General features: G+C 63.7%; 17 protein-coding genes. 7 read left to right on the forward strand and 10 right to left on the reverse strand.

Annotated features, from left to right (window positions below):
• Positions 1-45 precede the first annotated feature (45 nt).
• Together U0023_RS21945 and U0023_RS21950 are read right to left on the reverse strand one after the other, a co-directional pair.
• On the reverse strand, positions 46-798 hold the full coding sequence (locus U0023_RS21945) for a Crp/Fnr family transcriptional regulator (RefSeq protein WP_009490864.1): 753 nt from the start codon (positions 796-798) through the stop codon (positions 46-48).
• A gap of 424 nt (positions 799-1,222) precedes the next feature.
• Complete coding sequence (locus U0023_RS21950) at positions 1,223-1,756, reverse strand: aminotransferase class III-fold pyridoxal phosphate-dependent enzyme (RefSeq protein ID WP_009490863.1); 534 nt, start codon at positions 1,754-1,756, stop codon at positions 1,223-1,225.
• Between the two features lie 142 nt (positions 1,757-1,898).
• Here U0023_RS21950 and U0023_RS21955 point away from each other — a divergent pair, with 142 nt between their 5' ends.
• The 4 genes from U0023_RS21955 to U0023_RS21970 all read left to right on the forward strand — a co-directional run bounded on the left by U0023_RS21955 (position 1,899) and on the right by U0023_RS21970 (position 7,914).
• Positions 1,899-2,780: a LysR substrate-binding domain-containing protein gene (locus tag U0023_RS21955; protein ID WP_009490862.1), complete on the forward strand. Its 882-nt coding sequence runs from the start codon at positions 1,899-1,901 to the stop codon at positions 2,778-2,780.
• Positions 2,781-3,084: 304 nt separating this feature from the next.
• On the forward strand, positions 3,085-3,972 hold the full coding sequence (locus U0023_RS21960) for a GntR family transcriptional regulator (RefSeq protein WP_009490861.1): 888 nt from the start codon (positions 3,085-3,087) through the stop codon (positions 3,970-3,972).
• Positions 3,973-4,205: 233 nt separating this feature from the next.
• Complete coding sequence (gene acnA, locus U0023_RS21965; RefSeq protein WP_052600504.1) at positions 4,206-6,896, forward strand: aconitate hydratase AcnA; 2,691 nt, start codon at positions 4,206-4,208, stop codon at positions 6,894-6,896.
• 97 nt (positions 6,897-6,993) lie between these two features.
• Entirely contained in the window at positions 6,994-7,914 is a 921-nt protein-coding gene (locus U0023_RS21970) for a Bug family tripartite tricarboxylate transporter substrate binding protein (protein ID WP_083861362.1), read from the forward strand.
• Between the two features lie 207 nt (positions 7,915-8,121).
• On the opposite strand, the gene U0023_RS21975 is transcribed toward U0023_RS21970, so the two are convergent.
• The 3 genes from U0023_RS21975 to U0023_RS21985 all read right to left on the reverse strand — a co-directional run bounded on the left by U0023_RS21975 (position 8,122) and on the right by U0023_RS21985 (position 11,325).
• Positions 8,122-9,621: a tripartite tricarboxylate transporter permease gene (locus U0023_RS21975; RefSeq protein WP_009493884.1), complete on the reverse strand. Its 1,500-nt coding sequence runs from the start codon at positions 9,619-9,621 to the stop codon at positions 8,122-8,124.
• Positions 9,622-9,631: 10 nt separating this feature from the next.
• The gene (locus U0023_RS21980; RefSeq protein WP_009490858.1) at positions 9,632-10,105 is read right to left on the reverse strand and encodes a tripartite tricarboxylate transporter TctB family protein; all 474 of its coding nucleotides are present in this window, start codon (positions 10,103-10,105) and stop codon (positions 9,632-9,634) included.
• Positions 10,106-10,353: 248 nt separating this feature from the next.
• Positions 10,354-11,325, reverse strand: coding sequence for a Bug family tripartite tricarboxylate transporter substrate binding protein (locus U0023_RS21985; RefSeq protein WP_009493883.1), 972 nt, complete (start codon positions 11,323-11,325; stop codon positions 10,354-10,356).
• 313 nt (positions 11,326-11,638) lie between these two features.
• Between U0023_RS21985 and U0023_RS21990 the strand changes: the two genes are divergently transcribed.
• Genes U0023_RS21990 through U0023_RS22000 form a run of 3 tightly spaced genes read left to right on the forward strand, consistent with a single transcriptional unit; the run spans position 11,639 to position 14,794 of the window.
• Positions 11,639-12,316, forward strand: coding sequence for a response regulator transcription factor (locus U0023_RS21990; protein ID WP_009493881.1), 678 nt, complete (start codon positions 11,639-11,641; stop codon positions 12,314-12,316).
• Positions 12,303-13,685 carry a sensor histidine kinase gene (locus U0023_RS21995; protein ID WP_009493880.1) on the forward strand — a complete coding sequence of 461 codons (1,383 nt, stop codon included), beginning with the start codon at positions 12,303-12,305 and terminating at the stop codon, positions 13,683-13,685. The genes U0023_RS21990 and U0023_RS21995 overlap by 14 nt, the downstream gene beginning before the upstream one ends.
• Positions 13,682-14,794 (forward strand): ABC transporter substrate-binding protein, encoded by a 1,113-nt coding sequence (locus U0023_RS22000; protein WP_009493879.1) that lies wholly within the window; start codon positions 13,682-13,684, stop codon positions 14,792-14,794. Before U0023_RS21995 ends, U0023_RS22000 begins: the two co-directional genes overlap by 4 nt.
• A 47-nt stretch (positions 14,795-14,841) precedes the next feature.
• Here U0023_RS22000 and U0023_RS22005 read toward each other — a convergent pair whose 3' ends face one another.
• The 5 genes from U0023_RS22005 to U0023_RS22025 form a co-directional block, all read right to left on the reverse strand.
• Positions 14,842-15,324, reverse strand: a complete 483-nt coding sequence (locus tag U0023_RS22005; RefSeq protein WP_009493878.1) for a nuclear transport factor 2 family protein — start codon at positions 15,322-15,324, stop codon at positions 14,842-14,844.
• A gap of 265 nt (positions 15,325-15,589) precedes the next feature.
• The gene (locus U0023_RS22010; protein ID WP_322883764.1) at positions 15,590-16,579 is read right to left on the reverse strand and encodes a magnesium transporter CorA family protein; all 990 of its coding nucleotides are present in this window, start codon (positions 16,577-16,579) and stop codon (positions 15,590-15,592) included.
• Positions 16,576-16,734: a hypothetical protein gene (locus U0023_RS22015; RefSeq protein ID WP_322883765.1), complete on the reverse strand. Its 159-nt coding sequence runs from the start codon at positions 16,732-16,734 to the stop codon at positions 16,576-16,578. Before U0023_RS22015 ends, U0023_RS22010 begins: the two co-directional genes overlap by 4 nt.
• A 454-nt stretch (positions 16,735-17,188) precedes the next feature.
• Positions 17,189-17,590 (reverse strand): response regulator, encoded by a 402-nt coding sequence (locus tag U0023_RS22020; protein ID WP_245273098.1) that lies wholly within the window; start codon positions 17,588-17,590, stop codon positions 17,189-17,191.
• Positions 17,568-17,765 (reverse strand): hypothetical protein, encoded by a 198-nt coding sequence (locus U0023_RS22025; RefSeq protein ID WP_009493874.1) that lies wholly within the window; start codon positions 17,763-17,765, stop codon positions 17,568-17,570. The genes U0023_RS22020 and U0023_RS22025 overlap by 23 nt, the downstream gene beginning before the upstream one ends.
• Positions 17,766-17,904: the final 139 nt, after the last annotated feature.

Raw genomic sequence — 17,904 nt, forward strand, 5'->3', positions numbered from 1 at the left:
CCTCGTCCCAGCCTGTTGCCACTCGCACGGGTTGAAGCGAAAGGCTCATTGAACCGCTCCGCTATGCTGAAGATGGAGGTAGGTCGGGTCGAAGTCTCCTTCTGCCTTCAGCCATTCCCAATCAGGAACGGCCACACGGCTGCCCTTGGTCGCGATCAGACCCTCGCGCCGCATCTGCTGGAGGACCCGGTTGACATGCACCGTCGTGATCCCCAGTGCATCGGCGAACTCCGCCTGAGTAATCGGAAGATCGCAGACATGATCCTCAGCGAGTCCCACCGCCCTCAGGCGCACCAGCAGCTCACACAGGATATGCGCCATGCGGGGGTAGGCTTCGCGCCGCCCGACGTTGAGGACCCACTCGCGAAAAGCCGCTGCCTCCACGAGAGACTCGCGCCAGAAGGCAGCGCAGAGCCGGGGATGGCGCAGGCAGAGATCCCACAATGCGTCATGCGGGACGAACCCGACGCTGCACGGGGTCAGGGTTGCCACGCTGAGGTCCAGCACCTTCAGATGCAGCGACTGTATGTCGGGCATGTCGCCGGGAATGCCGAACGCCACGATCTGGCGCTTGCCGTCGCCAGTCATCTTGTAAGTACAAGTCAGACCGCTCAGGATCTGGAATGAACGGCCGGGGCGGTCGCCTTCGCGCACGATGTCCTGATCCTCCTTGAGAGCCGCGATCTGCATCGGCAGGTCGAGGACAGCTTGGCGTTCGTCAGCGGACAATGGGAAAATGCTGTCGAGCTTGCGGATCAGCGGACTGTAGTGGAACTCTTTCTCGAACGCAGCGTGCATGACGGCGCTCCTTCTGTTTCAGGCGGGAGCACACGTCTCTCTCAGTCATCAGCGCCCAAGATCCATTGCCAATAATAAAATACAGACAATCACAAAAGTAAGCACCTTACTTTAAGCCATGTTAATATTCATAAAACTATTTCTGAGCGACCAAGATATTCTATCAAAAATTAGACAATTTCCCTGATCATGGAACAAAACCGCATTCACCTGGATTATATTGTCCCGCCCAATTCCCTGAAAAGGGGTTCCAAGCAATGCCCCACCGCGACAACTCCGCTAAGGAACATCCTTTGCCCTTCTCGGATCTGATAAGTGTCCGACCTGTGCTGTGAAACCCACTGGAGGGACGATCCATGTGAAGGACGAGACTTTCCGGCTGGGGCTGGGTAGAAGGTCCTCTGGCGAGATCAGGGCCGGCACTTCATGTGTGCCGGCTCGCCACCTTGAGTGCAATGCCTTCGACGCGAGCGAGCGCATCGTCGAGCTCCTCGTCCGATATGGTTAATGGTGGTGAGAATCCGAAGCTGACCGCATCCTTCGCAGTGGTCGAGAGACCTTCCTCCAGAGCGCAGGACACAATCTCATGTGCGAAATCGGGACCGGGCTTGCGGCCGCACCGGGCAGGATCGAACTCGATCGCCAGGAGAGCGCCTTTGCCGCGAGCTCGCCTAATCACAGGCAAGCGAGCGCCAATCTCCGCGACTCGTGCGATGACGCGCTCCCCCTTGCTTTTCTCCGCAATGGCCCGCTCGGCAATCGGACCGGTCGATCCGGAGACGAACTTCACATCGATATTGGGATGCTTAGCCTTGAAGGCCGCGACCAACGCAGAGTTGACGCTGTCGGGCGCGTTGTAAATGACAACTTCGCCCGCAGATGCAGTAGCTGCGAGCGAGACCATCATGGCACCTGCGAGCGCGACTTGGCCGAGCCGGATCCAGAGGGTGTTAGACATTGATGTCTCCTGGGGCTTTTCCGAAACTCCACCCCTGCGCAGCGTGTCTCTCTATTCCGATCCGCCCCAGGGTATGCTATTAGTGTCGCTAAAATTTTTGACACTCGAATGAAGCGCGCCTTATTTTCACGATCGATCCGGAATGAATTTCTCTCAATTGAGCGCTTTTCATGCCATCGCACAGCATCGCACTTTCTCTTCGGCGGCACAGGCACTCGGGATTACACAGTCGGCCGTCACTCAGAACGTCAAATCGCTGGAGGATGCGGTCGGAACCCGATTGTTCCACCGAAGTGCGGCCGGAGTCGAACTCACGCCGGGCGCGCTCGATCTGCTTCCGCATATCCGCCGAGTCGTCCTCATGCTCGACGATCTAGATCGGCGCATTGGTGAAGGGCGGAATCTTTCCGTTGGCCATCTATCGCTCGGCTTATGCGCTCCTTACGTGGCGATGCCAGTCCTCGAACGCTTCAGCCAGCAGTATCCAGGGATTACGCTCGATATCCGCCTCGACAACTCGCGACGTCTCCTTGAGTTGGTCACCCAGCATCGAGTCGATACAGCGATCGTGACGCTCGGCGTGCCGGAACCCGGCCTCATGTGCGAGCGGCTCGTCGAACAGAAAGTTCTCGTACTCGTTCACCACCAGCATCCCTGGTGGGAGCGAGTTCGCGTTGACGTGACCGAGGTTGCATACGAACCGTTTATCTTGCGTGAGATCGGGTCAATGACCCGCGAATTGTTCGAAGGCGCACTGCGCCGGCACGGCATCACCATTCGGCCTCGCTTGGTCCTCGGTAGCCGAGAAGCCATGAAGGAAGCGGTCGCGGCCGGAATTGGGCTCGGCATCGTTCTCAATCAGGAAGTTGGATCAGATCCCCGCTTGCGGGGCATCGAAGTTGATGGGCTCGAGGCCAGCGCTGCCGAATACGTTGTGACACGTCCGGATATCGCGCAGCATGGAGCGGTCAGGGAATTCATCTTGGCCGCTATCGGTTTATCAGGACGACCAATGTTGAATTGATGGAGCGCGCTCCCCCGGCCTTGCCCATGGAAGCAAGGACGAGTCGAAGCTTTGCTATAGAGCCTCTGGGAGGGGGCTATCATACGGTGCGGCCTAAGGCACGGCACGAACGGAATATGCAGACGGATGACCTGTCCCGAGGGTCGGCCTGAGCCTCTACCGCCGCTACACTCGCATATTGAGTTTTATGCAGGCGAGTAACATTTTAGCGGCACATCAACCACCGGAAGGCCAGGGCTGTACAAGGAACGCTCTGCGGCTACATTCCGGAGCACGCAGCAGCATGCCCGATCGAGGTTCCAAAATGTCCCGGCCCAGTCTCTCGCCCCAGATGACTGTCCGCATCATCGAGCACATCCGCGAGAACAATCTGGCCCGCGGCCACCATTTGCCGACCCAGACCCTGGCCGATGCGCTTCGGGTGTCCCGCGCCCCCATCGCCGCGGCCCTGAAGCGGCTGGAAGAGTTGAAGATCGTCCGATCCGAGCCTTATCGCGGCTATTTTCTGGCCAAGGACGCCAGCGAACTTTCCAAGGAGGACTCGCCTAGCCTATCCGACCAGGAGCCCGAGGACGAAGTCTATTTCCAGATCGCCGAGGACCGCCTGTCCCGCAAGCTGGCAGACCGTATCAGCGAGAACGAATTGATGCGGCTCTATGGCATCCCGCGCAGCCGCCTGCTCAAGATCCTCCACCGGATCGCGGAGGAAGGCTGGATCGAGCGGCTTCCAGGTAACGGCTGGGAATTCCGCGCCGGCCTGACGTCGCGGGCAGGTTATGAGCAGGCTTACCAGTTCCGCGCCGCCATCGAGTCGCAGTCCCTGCTGCTTCCCTCCTTCCGGATCGACCCGAAGGCGTTCCATGCCGCCCGCGAGGAGCAGCAGGCCATCCTGGACGGCGGCTTCGAGAGGATGTCGCGCACCCACCTCTTCCAGGCGAACTCGCAGTTCCACGAGATGCTCGTCGGTTGCTCGCAGAACGAGTTCTTCGTCGACGCAGTCCGGCGCGTGAACCGCCTGCGGCGCCTGATCGAGTACCGGATCACAGTCAACCGCAGCCGCCTGCCCCTGCAATCGCAAGAGCATCTCCACATTCTCGACTTGATTGAGGCCGGTGACCGGCAGAGGGCCGCCGAGTTCCTGCGCGTCCACATCCTGGGCGCCAGCGCGATCAAGAGCCCGCAACTGATCTGAATCCCGGACGGCAGGTCCTGCCATTTGGAATGGCAGGCGACCGGCAGATTCGCGGCCAGTCATCGTTGCATTTTATGACTATAGTATACATTGCATTTTATAATGATATTATTTAATTTGTTTGGATAGAGCGTACACCCAGGGACCGGGCCATGCGTGACCTGTGCCATGCGAGTGCGCTGAGCGAGGCGATAGCTCGGCTCCCGCTGTTCCCCATCAAGCCCCTGCGAGCCATGACCCAAACCGCCGACATGACGATCACCGGACGCTGCTACCGCATCGTCGACCTTCCTGCGTCGGCGGGCAGCGACCTCGACCGGCTGCCGCACATCCTGCGCATCATGCTTGAGAATGCCCTGCGCACCGCAGGGGACGATGCCCCGCGGGCGAAAGCTGCGATCCTGAATTGGCTGGACAATGGGCGCAGCCAGGAAGAGATCCCCTTCCTGCCCGGCCGCGTCATGATGCACGATACCACCTGCGGCCCAGCCCTGGTGGACATCGCGGGCATGCGCGCCTCGCTTGCGGAGGCGGGCTACGATCCGCGCCGGCTCAATCCCGTCCTGCCTGTGGACGTGTCCACCGACCATTCTCTTGGAGTCGACGTGTTCGGCTCGCCCGATGCCCTGCGCCGCAACATGGAGCGCGAGTACGGACGCAACGCCGAGCGTTACCGCTTCATGAAATGGGCCACGCGGACCCTTGACCAGTTCCGCGTCCATCCGCCCGGCACCGGCATCATGCACACGCTCAACCTCGAGCGCCTGGCGACCGTGGTGACCATTGTCGAACAGGACGGCGTGTCCTGGGTCGTTCCCGACACCCTGATCGGTACCGACAGCCACACGCCCATGATCAACGGCATCGGCGTGCTCGGTTGGGGCGTAGGCGGCCTCGAGGCGGAGAGCGTCTTCTTCGGCATGCCGGCAATGATCCGCGTGCCCGATATCGTCGGCGTGCGTCTGACCGGGCGCCTGCGCCAAGGCGTTCTGGCAACCGACCTTGCGCTCACAGTCACCGAACGCCTGCGGCGCATCGATCTCGCAGACCGCTTCGTCGAGTTCTTCGGCGAGGGCGTCTCGACGCTGTCCGCCGGGGACCGCGCGGTCATCGCCAACATGACGCCGGAGTTCGGCGCCAATTCCGGCTTCTTCCCCATCGACGACCAAACTCTGCGCTATCTTCGGGAAACGGGCCGCTCCGCGGAGCATGTGCGCCTTGTCGAGGAATACGCCAGGCGCCAGGGCCTCTGGTTCGACCCTGAAGCTGCGCCCCGCTTCACGGATACAATCGAGATCGCTCTCGGCGAGGTCGAGGTCAGCCTCGCAGGTCCACGCCGTCCGCAGGATCGCATCCCGGCGGGCAGAACCGTCGAGGCCCTTGCGCCGATGCTGGCGTCACGTCCCGCCTCTGAAGCCACCGAACAGCCCGGCAACGGCTCCGTGGCCATCGCGGCGATCACGAGCTGCACCAACACGTCCGATCCGAGGCTTCTGGTCGCGGCGGGCCTCCTCGCCCGAAAGGCGCGCGCCTTCGGCCTCGCCCCGCCGGCATGGGTAAAGACCTCACTCGCACCCGGCTCGCCGACGGCCGAGCGTTACCTGCGTCGCGCGGGCCTGCTGGAGGACCTGGAGGCGGTCGGCTTCGGCATCGTGGGTTATGGCTGCACCACCTGCATCGGCAACTCCGGCCCTCTGCCCGCAATGATCGAGCAGGCCATGGCGGAGCGCGGCATCCTTCCCGTGGCCGTGCTGTCCGGCAACCGCAACTTTCCGGGCCGCGTGCATCCGCAGCTCGAGGCCGGCTTCCTGGCCTCTCCGCCGCTCGTGGTGGCCTTCGCGCTCGCAGGCGACGTCAATCGCGACATCCTCGCCGATCCAATCGGCATTACTCCATCGGGCCGCGCGATCCGGCTCGCCGATCTCTGGCCGACCGGCGACGAGGTCGATGCGGCTCTCGCTCTGGCCATGAATGCGGACGATTACGGCCCCTCCTACGATGAGGCGGAAGCCAGCCAGACGTGGAGGATGCTCGATGCCCCCGCGACGCCCCTGTTCCCGTGGGATCCAAGCTCGACCTATATCCGTCGGCCGCCCTTCGCGAGCTTCGGCAAGGGCACGCTGCTCGGCACCTATGCAGCCCACCCACTGCTCGTTCTGGGCGATGACATCACGACCGACCACATCTCCCCGGCCGGGCAAATCCCGCAGACCGGCGAGGCCGCCGAGTACTTGGTCGAGCGCGGTGAGAACCGCCGTGACCTGAATGTCTTCGCGTCGCGCCGCGGCAACTGGGAGGCCATGATCCGTGGCCTGTTCACCAACAAGAATGTTCGTAATCTGCTCGATGCGCAGATTGCGCCGGGCTTCACGATCCATGCGGGCTCGGGAGAGCATCTGCCGCTCTTCCGTGCAGCCGAGCGATACGCGAGCGAGGGCGCTTCGGTCGTGGTGGTGGCGGGCGAGCGATACGGCATGGGTTCGTCCCGCGATTGGGCGGCCAAGGGGGTTGCCCTGCTCGGCGCCCGCGCCGTTCTGGCGTCGAGCTTCGAACGGATCCATCGCTCGAACCTGATCGGCATGGGGGTCCTGCCTTTGCGTCTTCCGGGCGATCGGCACCCGACCCAACTTCATCTCCGTCCGGGCGACAGCATCGTGATCGATGCCGATCCCGCGGGGATCAGCCCGCGCTGCCCGGTGCCCGTCACGATCCGCCGGGCCTCGGGTGAGGATGAGACCTTCGTCGCCGTCGCGGCCATCGAGACCAGACTCGAAATCGAGATCCTGCGCAGCGGCGGCATCATTCCCCTCATCCTTCATCGCGTCACCAACGCGGAGGCCACAAGCCGCGAGACGCGGGATCCGGAATTCACCGAAGCCGGTGAAAGAATACGGCGAGCGGTATCGCCGACTACCGGACGCTGACCGAATCTCCGGGCGGCGCTCACCATCTCACGCAACCCTAAGGGAGGAACTCGTGAGCCACTTGACCAGACTGATCCGCGGCACCGCCTTCGCGGCCATGACGCTCGTCGCGTCATCCGCCTTCGCGCAGCAGGAACTCAAGATCATCGCACCGGCCGGGCCCGGCGGCGGCTGGGATGCCGCCGCCCGCTCGCTTCAGCAGGTGCTGACGCAGACCGGAGCGGCCAAGAGCGTGCAGGTGGTCAATGTCACCGGCGCGGGCGGCACCATCGGGCTCGCTCAGTTCGTCAACACGGCCAAGGGCGATCCGAGCCAGCTCATGGTCAACGGCATCACCATGCTGGGCGCGATCCTGACCAACAAGTCGCCGGTCAGTCTAGATCAGGTCACCCCGGTCGCACGCCTGACAGGCGACCCGCTCGTGATCGTCGTGCCCGCCACCTCGCCGATCAAGTCGGTCAAGGAACTGGCCGATGCCGTGAAAGCCGATCCCGCCAAAGTGACCTGGGCTGGCGGCTCGGCGGGTGGCGCCGACCACATGCTGGCGGCCCTGTTCACGAAAGCCTCCGGCTCCGATCCGGCCAAGGTGAACTACATCGCCTTTTCGGGCGGCGGCGAGGCGCTCGCAGCGATGCTCGGCGGCAAGGTCACGGCGGGCGTGTCGGGCTACGGCGAGTTCGAGAGCCAGATCAAGGCCGGGAAGCTCCGGGCCCTTGCCATCTCGTTCGGCCAGCGCGTGAGCGGCGTCGACGTCCCGACCCTCAAGGAGCAGGGCATGGACGTCGAAATCGTGAACTGGCGCGCTGTCATGGCCGGCCCCGACATCACGGCCGAGCAGCGCAAGACGCTGACCGACACCATCGAGAAGGTCGTGAAGTCGAAGGAATGGGCCGAGATCCTCAAGGCACGCGGCTGGGAGGACTACTACCTCGCCGGAGAGCCGTTCAAGGCCTTCATCAAGGAGGAGCAGAACCGGGTCGGCGATATCCTGAAATCGGTCGGCCTCGTGAAGTCCTGAAATCAACTGAAGCATCGGACATCCACTTTGGGGTCCGATGCTTCCTTCTTTAATGAGAGCATCGTTCTGAGCGTAAAACCGAATCTACTTTTCGCTGACGGGCCCTCTGGGTCCGCACGATGCTCTTGGAAGCCCGCAAGGCGGGCTCCTCTTTAGAAAAGGCCCGGTTTGTCCGGGCCATTTTTGTTGGGTGTCGTTGCTTGAGGGTCAATCCTCGACGGCTTTGAAGCGGCCCATGCCTTTGAGGACGAAGGGCAGGATCAGGGCGATGACGGCGATGCCGAGGAGCGTGGCGGAGATCGGGCTCTGCAGCAGCACCATCGGATCGCCCAGGCTGATCGAGAGCGCCCGGCGCAGCTGGCTTTCCGCGATCGGGCCCAGGATCAGGCCGACCACCACCGGGGCGATCGGGAAGTCGAACCGGCGCATCAGGAAGCCGAGCACCCCGAACCCGGTCAGCATGATCAGCTCCACCGGCGACGGATTGGCCGCGATCGTGCCCATGGTGGCAAACACCAGGATGCCGGCATACAGCCACGGCTGCGGGATCGCCAGCAGCTTCACCCACAGCCCGACCAGCGGCAGGTTCAGCACCAGCAGCATGGTGTTGGCGATGAACAGGCTGGCGATCAGGCCCCACACCAGGGCCGGCTGCTCGGCAAACAGCAGCGGACCGGGATTGAGGCCGTATTGCTGGAAGCCGGCCAGCATCATCGCCGCCGTCGCCGAGGTCGGCAGGCCGAGCGTCAGCAGCGGCACGAGCGTGCCGGCCGCCGAGGCGTTGTTGGCCGCCTCCGGCCCGGCCACGCCCTCGATCGCGCCATGGCCGAAATCCTGCGGGTACTTGGTCAGCCGCTTCTCGGTCGCGTAGGACAGGAAGGTCGGGATCTCCGCGCCGCCGGCCGGCAGTGCGCCGATCGGGAAGCCGAACAGCGTGCCGCGCAGCCACGGCTTCCACGAGCGCTTCCAGTCCTCCTTGGTCATCCACAGCGAGCCGCGCACCGCCTCGAGCTTCTCCTCGTGGATGTGCCGGCGCGAGGCGACGTAGAGCGCCTCGCCGACCGCGAACAGGCCCACGGCCAGGGTCGTGACCTCGACGTTGTCGTAGAGCTCGGGAATGCCGAAGCTCAGGCGCGACTGGCCGGACAGGATGTCGATGCCCACCAGCCCGAGCAGCAGCCCGATGAACAGGCTGGTCAGGCCGCGCACCGGCGAGTCGCCGAAGGTGGCCGAGACGGTCACGAAGGCCACGCACATCAGGGCGAAGTAGTCCTCCGGCCCGAAGCTGACGGCAACCTCGACGAGATAGGGGGCCAGCAGCGTCAGCCCGAGGGTCGCGATGGTGCCGGCCACGAAGGAGCCGATGGCCGAGGTCGCCAGCGCCGGGCCGCCGCGGCCGGCCTTGGCCATCAGGTTGCCCTCGAGGGCGGTGGCCATCGAGGCGCTCTCGCCGGGCGTGTTGATCAGGATGGCGGTGGTCGAGCCGCCGTACATGCCGCCGTAATAGATGCCGGCGAACATGATGATCGAGCCGGCCGGATCGAGCTTGAAGGTGATCGGCAGCAGCAGCGCCACGGTGAGCGCCGGGCCGATGCCGGGCAGCACGCCGACGGCGGTGCCGAGCAGCACGCCGATGAGCGCGAACAGCAGGTTCATCGGCTGGATGGCGACGGCCAGGCCGCCGGCGAGGGAGGTGAAGGCTTCCATGGTCAGGGTCTCACAACAGGTGCTCGAGCGGCCCGGCCGGCAGGGACAGGGTCAGGAGCTTGCCGAACAGCAGGTAGATGAAGACCGCGATCACGGCGCCGATTAAAAGATCGGTCAGGAACGCCCGGCGGCCGAAGGCGGCCGAGGTGGTGGCGAACAGGATCGCGGTGCCGATCATGAAGCCGCCGCCGACGGCGACCAGGGCGATGAGGCAGGCGAGCCCGCCGAGGATGAGCAGGATCGGCTTCCAGTCGAGGCTGTCGCGCGCCGGCAGGTCGCCGCGCAGGGCGCCGATGCCGTTGCCGATGGCGAGCAAGGTCAGGCCGACCGCGACGACGATCGGCATGACCTTGGGCCCGAGATCGTAGGGCGACAGGATCTGCAGCTTCGTCATGTCCCACCAGACAAGACCGGCCAGGCCGAGAAGAACGAGCGCAATGACAAGGCCGGCCACGTCAGGACGCCGAGAGAGGGGTGTGGTCATGGATTGTCTCAAAGGCAAACACATCGTCGTGGACGCGGCGCTTCAAGAGGGCTTCATGCTGCCCAGGAAGCAACTGCCGGGTCCGGCGGAGTTGATCTTCGGTGATTTGGTCTTCGCAGCAGACGGCGCGCTGAGTGCCCTCGCCTGCTGCGTCAATCCGCGGGTATCTAACGTTTCCCATCGAGCCGGAGCGCTGCCGAAGCCGACCGCCCCAGACGCTGCTGATGGGTTCGGTGCGCACTCGATTTCTAGCCGAGACCGAGTTCCTTGAGGATCGCTGTGATACGGGCCTGCTCCTCCTTGATGAAGGCACCGAAGGGCGCGGAGGGCATGTAGAGATCGACCCATTCCCGTTCCTGAAGCAGCTTCTTCCAAGACGGGCTCTGCACCAGCTTGGCGACCGCCGCTTCCAGCGCCTGCTTGTCCTCGGCACTGATATTGGGAGGGGCCATCAGGCCACGCCAGTTGACCAGTGTGGCGTCGACGCCCTGCTCACGGAACGTCGGGATATCGATGCCGGGCAGACGTTCCGGAGACGAAATGCCGATCGGTCTCAGCTTGCCCGCCTTGAACTGGCCTGCGACCTCGTTGAGGCCGCCCGTCGCGACGGTGATCTTGCCGTTCATGACCAGGGGCAGCATCTCGCCGCCGGTTCCCACCGGGATGTAGTTCATCTTCTTGACGTCGCCGCCGGAGGCCTTCACGACCAGGCCGCACAGGACATGGTCAGGGGAGCCGTGCGCGAATCCGCCCCAGGTGACAGAGCCTGGGTCCTGCTTGAACCTGTTGACCAGGTCCGTGACGCTCTTGACGGGCGAGTCAGCGGCAACGAACAGCGGCTGATATTCGCCCTGGAGGCGGGCGATAGGGGGCGTCTGCTCAAGGGTCACCGGGGATTTGTTGATCACCGGCGCGCCCACAAGGCCGAAGCCGGCGACCATCAGCGACGGATCGCGCTCCTTGGAGTTGATGACCTGCGCCAGACCGATGGTGCCGCCGGCGCCTGGAACGTTCTGGACCTGGACGCTCGTGACGAGCTTTTCGCTCATCAGGACTTCCTGCACCGCGCGGGCGAGCTGATCGTATCCGCCGCCGGGTCCGGCCGGAGCGATGACCTTGACGCTCTTGAGCTGCTGCGCCCATGTCGGCGACGCGGGCAGAAGGCTGGCCGAGGCGGCGGCCAGGAGGGCTTTGTTGAAACTGCGGCGATCTAAGGACATTTCCTGTCTCCCATAGGAACTCTCTCCGGTGTGGAGGAGCTAAAATCTTGTTGCTTTACAGGGGCATGATGTTCGGAACGGCCCGAAGCGCGCGGCTTCCGGACCCGGGCAATGGGATCTGCTGCGCACAGGCGGATGCCGGGATGCCCGTCCGAGAAGCCTCGGTCGAGTCGCGTGCAAGTGCCAGGAGGATGCGCATCCTCATCGTTTCTCCCTGTTACATTATTGGTCTTACGTTCGGTGTGGCCCGAGCTTATGGAGTACCGTAGGGTCGGAACCTGTCATTCACCTGTCATCCGGGGTGACGGAAGGCATGCGCATCTTTCTGGTTGAGGATACCCGCGACGTCGGAGAGGCGATTGTCGAGCACTTCGCCCGGATCGGTCACGTCGTCGATTGGGAGACGGACGGGGATGCGGCTGCAGGCACGCTCGATGACACCATGTATGATCTGATCATCCTGGACGTGATGCTGCCGGGCAGGAGCGGTTTCTCGATCCTGCAACGCCTCCGAGCCGTCGGCAGCACGACCCCGGTCCTGATGCTCACCGCCCGGTCCGAGGTCGAGGACAGGGTCGGCGCCCTCGACATCGGCGCCGATGACTACCTGGTGAAGCCCTTCGACTTCCGCGAACTGGAAGCCCGCGCCCGAGCCCTGCTGCGGCGGCGCCATGGCGAAGCCACGAACCTGCTCGAATGCGGCGACATCTGCATCGACAGGTCGGCCCGTGCCGTGCGGGTCGGCCAGCGCGAGGTGCACCTGACCCGCCGTGAAGTGACCCTGCTCGAGATCCTGGCCTCCCGCCCCGGCCGGGTCTTCAGCAAGGAGGATCTGCTGGATCAGGTCTTTGGCTTCGACGAGGAAGCCCCTTCGTTCAACGCCGTCGAGCTTTACATCGGCCGCTTGCGCAAGAAGCTCCATGGCGCACAAGCCGAGATCGTGACGGTCCGAGGGTTCGGCTATCAGATGGTTCCCTATGGCCCGACGTGAACCATCCCTGTTCACCCGCCTGATCGTCCTCATCTCGCTGGTGCTGATGGCGGGAGCAGCCGCCTTGACGACGGCAGCCTGGTATTATGCCCGTGCGGCCGCAAACAACGCCTATGACCGCCTCCTGGTTGGCGCCGCCTACCAGATGGCGGAAGCGCTCACCGTGCAGGGAGGAGCGTTGACCGTTGAATTGCCGGTGTCGGTCTTCGACCTGTTGGCGAATTCGGAGCGCGACCGGATCTTCTACAAGATCGTCGATCCTCGAGGGCGCACGTTGACGGGCTACCCCGATCTTGAGACGCCGGAGAGCGACGCCCCCGCCATGTCCGGGCCGAAAGCCCGGGACGGGACGTTCAAGGGGGTCGATGTCCGCGTGACGAAGATCGGCCGCTTCTTCTCCGATCCATCGGTCCAAGGACGGGTTGATGTGGTGGTGGCCCAGACCACCGAAGCGCGAACGGCTTTGGCGCGAGAGCTGACCTTGCGTGCGGTCGCGCTGATCATCGTCATGAGCGGCCTGGCTCTCGGCGGTGCCGTCTTTGCGATCCGGTATGCTCTCAGGCCGATCGGACGCGTAGGAGCGGCGCTTCGGGACCGGGACCCCCATGACGTGACGCTGATCACCGTCAGCACGCCCCGTGAACTGCGCCCGTTCGTGTCCGCCACGAACGAGTTCATCATGCGGCTGAAGGACCGGATGGATCTGATGCAGCAGTTCATCGCCGATGCCGCACACCAGATCCGCACGCCCCTGACGGCTCTGAAGGCGCAGCTTCAGCTCCTGTCGCGTCAGCCCATGGAGGCCCAGGGACTGCAACACCTCGCCCGCGTGCAGGAGCGTGTCGACCAACTGTCCCGGCTGGCCGGCCAGTTGCTCAGCCATGCCATGGTGAACCATCGTGCGGGCGCCGTTCCCTTGGAGAGGCTCGATGTGGTCGAGGTCGTCCGGCGCGCGATCCGCGAGGCGGTGCCGGAAACCCTGGACCGCGATGTGCTCACCTCCCTGGAACTGCCCCCGGTTCCGATAACGATCGAGGGAGATGCCATCAGCCTCAAGGAAGCCGTGAAGAACGTGGTGGACAATGCGGTTCGCCACGGCGCCCCAACGCAGCTCACGCTTCGCGTGCGCCGGGGAGCCCAGACGGTGGATATCGAGGTGGAGGATGATGGCCCTGGCATTCCGCCTGAGCTTTGGCCGAAGGTAACGGAGCGGTTCGGCGCACCGTCGCCGGGCGGATCCGGGCTCGGGTTGTCGATCGCCGCGGACGTGCTGGCCGCTCATGGCGGAGGCCTGACCTTCCGTCATGCGGACGGGAACGGCTTTACCGTCATCATGAGCCTGCCGAGCTGGATTGGACCCAAATCATGAGCCGCCGGAAGAGACCGCCACGTCGGCCCCTCACGCAGTGGTTTTGTCTGCTTTGGGCCGCTGTCCAACCTTTGACCTGCCTTGCCCAAGGGGTTCCGACGCCGGTCTTCCCCGCCTTGCAGGACGAGCGGGAGGTCCTGTCGATCCACGCCGCGACCGACCGTCCGGCCATGGAGCCGCTGATCCGCGACTTCCAGCTCCTGAACCCCCACACCCGGATCGAGTTCGTGGAGTACGTCACGAACGATCTCTTCGCTGCCGCATCGAAGGCCTGTCAGGAGGGCCGTGTCTTGGGCGACGTGCTGCTGTCCTCGGGCGTCGACCAACTGGTGAAGCTCGCCAATGACGGCTGTGCCGGCAGTATCCGTTCCCTGGAAACCCAGATGGTTCCACGCTGGGCCAACTGGCGGGACGAGGTGTTCGGATTTACCTTCGAGCCGGTGGTATTCGTCTATAACAAGGACAGGGTCCCCGCCGAGGATGTCCCCAAAACCCACCTTGAGCTCGCCGATCTTCTGAGGTTGAAGCCCGACACTTACCAGGGCCGTGTCGGCACCTATGACATCCGCCAGTCGGGCATCGGCTATCTGCTGGCCTTCAACGACTCGCAGCAGACGACCACCACCTATGGCCGGCTTCTCGAAAGCCTGGGACGCGCCGAAACGGTCGTGCGCTGCTGCACCGGCGAGATCCTCGATGGGATCGAGGCCGGGCGCATCCTCATCGGCTACAACATGCTGGCGTCCTATGCCTATGCCCGCGTTCGTGCCGGAGCCAAGCTCGGGCTGGTCATGCCCGCGGATTACACCCTTGTGCTCAGCCGGGGGGCGATGATCCCCATCAAGGCAGGCAATGCCGCCGCCGGAGCCCGTTTCGTGAACTACCTTCTGTCCGACCGTGGCCAGGCCGTGGCACAGCGAGAGGCCTTCTTCTTCGGCTTTGCCGGAGAGGCTCCCGCCGGCATCGAGGGCGCAGCCTCAATCGTGCGGGCAGGCATCGCCCGGCCGATCGCGATCGGCCCGGCCCTGCTCGCGGTTCAGGACGACGAGAGGCGCAGACGGTTCTTCGCCGACTGGAGCCGCTCGCTTGTCGACATGCCGACACGGTGAGCCGTTGTCCTCCACGAACCTATCGGCATTTCCTGCTGGGTCGGCGGTCAGGTCCTCGTATGCTGCCCGTCGGCCTTGCGCGTGCCGCCATGCAGTTGCCGGTTGCCCCAGCTCCGCAGCGCTCTCTGCGTGATGCTGGTGATCTTCCATGCGCCTTCGGCTTGGCCGAACCGGAACTCGTACGCTCCGCACGAATGGTAGAAGTCCTCCCCCTCCCCTTTGAAGTCGCTGTCGAACCTCAGGATCAGGTAGTTGCAGCGTCCCCGCACGCCCTCTGGCTCTTTCGTCAGGAGAAGGTTGGAGAAGCTGTGATGCTTGGCCAAGGTGTCCGCCGCAGCGCGCCGGCGCTGGACGAACTCGGCACCGCTCATGGTGGTCGGCGGCTCGCGACCCGATGAGGCGTAATCGATGAACACCTCGCGCGCTAAGCAGGTCTCCATGACGGCCCAATTCCGCTCGTCGAAGGCGAGGAAGAATCGGCAGAGCACATCGTTGACGGCGATGTGTTCGAGGGGATCCAAGGCTTGCATGACAATCGTCCTTTCGGGAAATGGGAGCGGTAGACACGGGCATCATTGATGCAGTCACAGCTTGCTCATGCCATCAAAAGCCATTTCGGGAAAGAAGCGGTGGGGACTCCGCAATGGACCGAAGTGCACCGGAGAGCGGTTCGAATAAACGGCCGCTTGACTCTGCTCTTGCAGACGCCCGAATTAGGTCAGCCCCCTGCCATTCGCGGTCCGATGAACCTGTGTCCCATGCTGGCTCGTCAGCGACCTTTCTGCGTGCCGCCCTTCAGATCCAGCCTTTGCGACGGGCCAGGCCGGCCGCAATGCCGATGAAGGCACACAAGGCACCAATCACAACCCAGAAGCCGATGACGCCCGTCCGAGTGTAGGGCGTCTCGAAGTTCATGCCGAACACGCCCGCCACCGCTCCGATCACGCCCAGCATCACCGTTACGAAAGTCAGCCGGCGCACGAGGTCGTTGGTGGCCTCCGCCGTGCGGGTCGTGAACAGCTCGAATGAGCCATTCACCAGTTCGCGCGCGTGGTCGACCGCGTCCACGGCCCGCTCGAACCGCCGTTCGAGCGACTGGTAATGCGCGGCCGCATCGGCCTCGAAGATCTGCGCAAAGTCCGGACGCGAGAGCCCATAGAAAACGGGGCGCTGCTGGTTCAGAAAGTGGCGAAGCTGGGAAACCTTGCGCCGCATTCCCACCACGCCGGCGAGCAGGCTGCGGCGTGCCGAGTGCGCCAGCATCGCTTCGTCGAGCCGGTCCAGAAACTCCTCGAGTTCGCTGACGGCCTCGAAATAGGCGCTCAGGTGCCAGTCCAGCAGGGATGCCGCGAGCGCCGGCGGACTCAGGGCACCGATCACCGTTTCGCCTTTGCCTTGGTCGCGGAATGCCTGAAGAAAGGGCAATTCACCGTCATGAACGGTGATGATCCAGCGCCGGCCGACGAGGAAGTCCAGGTGGACAGGAAGCCACTTGGTCAAGGCACGGTCGCCATTGCCGTTCTCTCCAGGCGAGAGGCCTATGACGTCGAACTGGAAGTACTCGCCGTAATTGTCGAGATAGGGAGCCTCCTGTGGATTGAGGAGTTCGCGGCCGGAGCCGCGATCCAGGTCGAAGAGACGGGCCAGATGCTCCACCTCGCCGCGATCACGGCCATCGGCATCCACCCACAGGAGCGTTCGCTCGTCGAGGCCGACGAGACATTGCTGGTCGAGCTCGACCTCCTGGTCGTGCCCGTCGGCGTTATAGAGAAAGGCCTGGATCACGGCGCGATGCTGGCCAGCAAAAGGCTTGTTCCAATCAAAGAGCCGAAGGACGCAACGAACAGAATCGAGGCGCGCTTGAAGGACGGTCTTTCATCCACGCCCGATGGGCGTGGAGCAACGCCTTGAGATTCCTCTACGCTTTGAACACGAACCATGGATCTTTCCTGCCTGGGTTGCACGCGGACATGAGAGCTGAACGAAAGTGGCAGGCGGACTATTCCGTCGAGAGGAGATAAAATATTTCGGGAACCGTCGACGGCCACGCGCTCGACGATGTTCAGGGGAGAGCCGGACAAATTCATCGGACGTGAAAGTGATCGAGACCTTTGCAACCCGCGAGTGGCCGCGACCCGAATTGCACAATCGGCTCGGCCTCAGGCAGGAACGGCGTTCAAAGAATGGCTGAATACGTGGCGAGGGTAATGGGCAGCACCAAGAAGACGGCGGTCGTCACGATCATTTCGAGGCTATCGATGTCCGTCTCAGCAACTCTTATCGCGGATCCGAAGAGCGCGTCCTTGATCCTGCCGAAGATGCCCGTCGTAGTCTTCCATCGAGCTTGCGTTCAACGCCCCTGCCCTGCCTGGCTGGAGGGAGCCACCGTTGAGCCTATGCCACGGGTGGCAGAGGATCTTGAACCGCCTTCTCCGCCTGGACGAGGACATCGAGACCACGCCAAGGCTTGGGAATGAAGGTGACGCCCTCCGGCAACCCATCGGATGCGGCGTTGGGGTCTCCCGAGGTGAGTACGATGCGGATCGTGGGCCACAGGGTGCAGGCAGCCTTGGCGAGGTGGACGCCGTCCATCTCACCGGGCAGCCGGACATCCGCGAAAACCAGCGCGACTTCGCTGCCCTGCTCCTTGAGGTAGTCCAGGGCAGCCTCTGCGGTCTCGACCTCCACCACATCGAGTGCGGTCTCTTCCAGCAGCGCAGCCGCGAGTTCACGGACGTACGGCTCGTCCTCGACGATCAGGGCCACATGCGGTTCAGGATGCTGGGCGTCCATCATGGGCCTCCCTGATCTCCATCTGCCGCAGGATGGCCATAAGGGGAGCGGGAACGGGTGCGTAGAGCACATCCCTGTAGGTCTCGGCAATCGCCCGCGCGATCATGAAGGTGGCGACATCAGTTGGAACATCGTTGACATGGGGCAGACGCACGTCGCCTGAGGCGTCGCGGGACATAGGCTCTCTCCAAGGGTTCGTTACAGGCTGCTGGGATTGCAGCGTTCGAGCTAACATACGTTAAGGAAAGGAATCCCTGGCGCCGCAAAGGGTTTCAGCTTGGCAGCAGAATTGCCATGTCCGGCAATGGCCAAGTTCG

This window comes from Microvirga lotononidis, from assembly GCF_034627025.1.
In the GTDB taxonomy this organism is placed as follows: Bacteria; Pseudomonadota; Alphaproteobacteria; order Rhizobiales; family Beijerinckiaceae; genus Microvirga; species Microvirga lotononidis.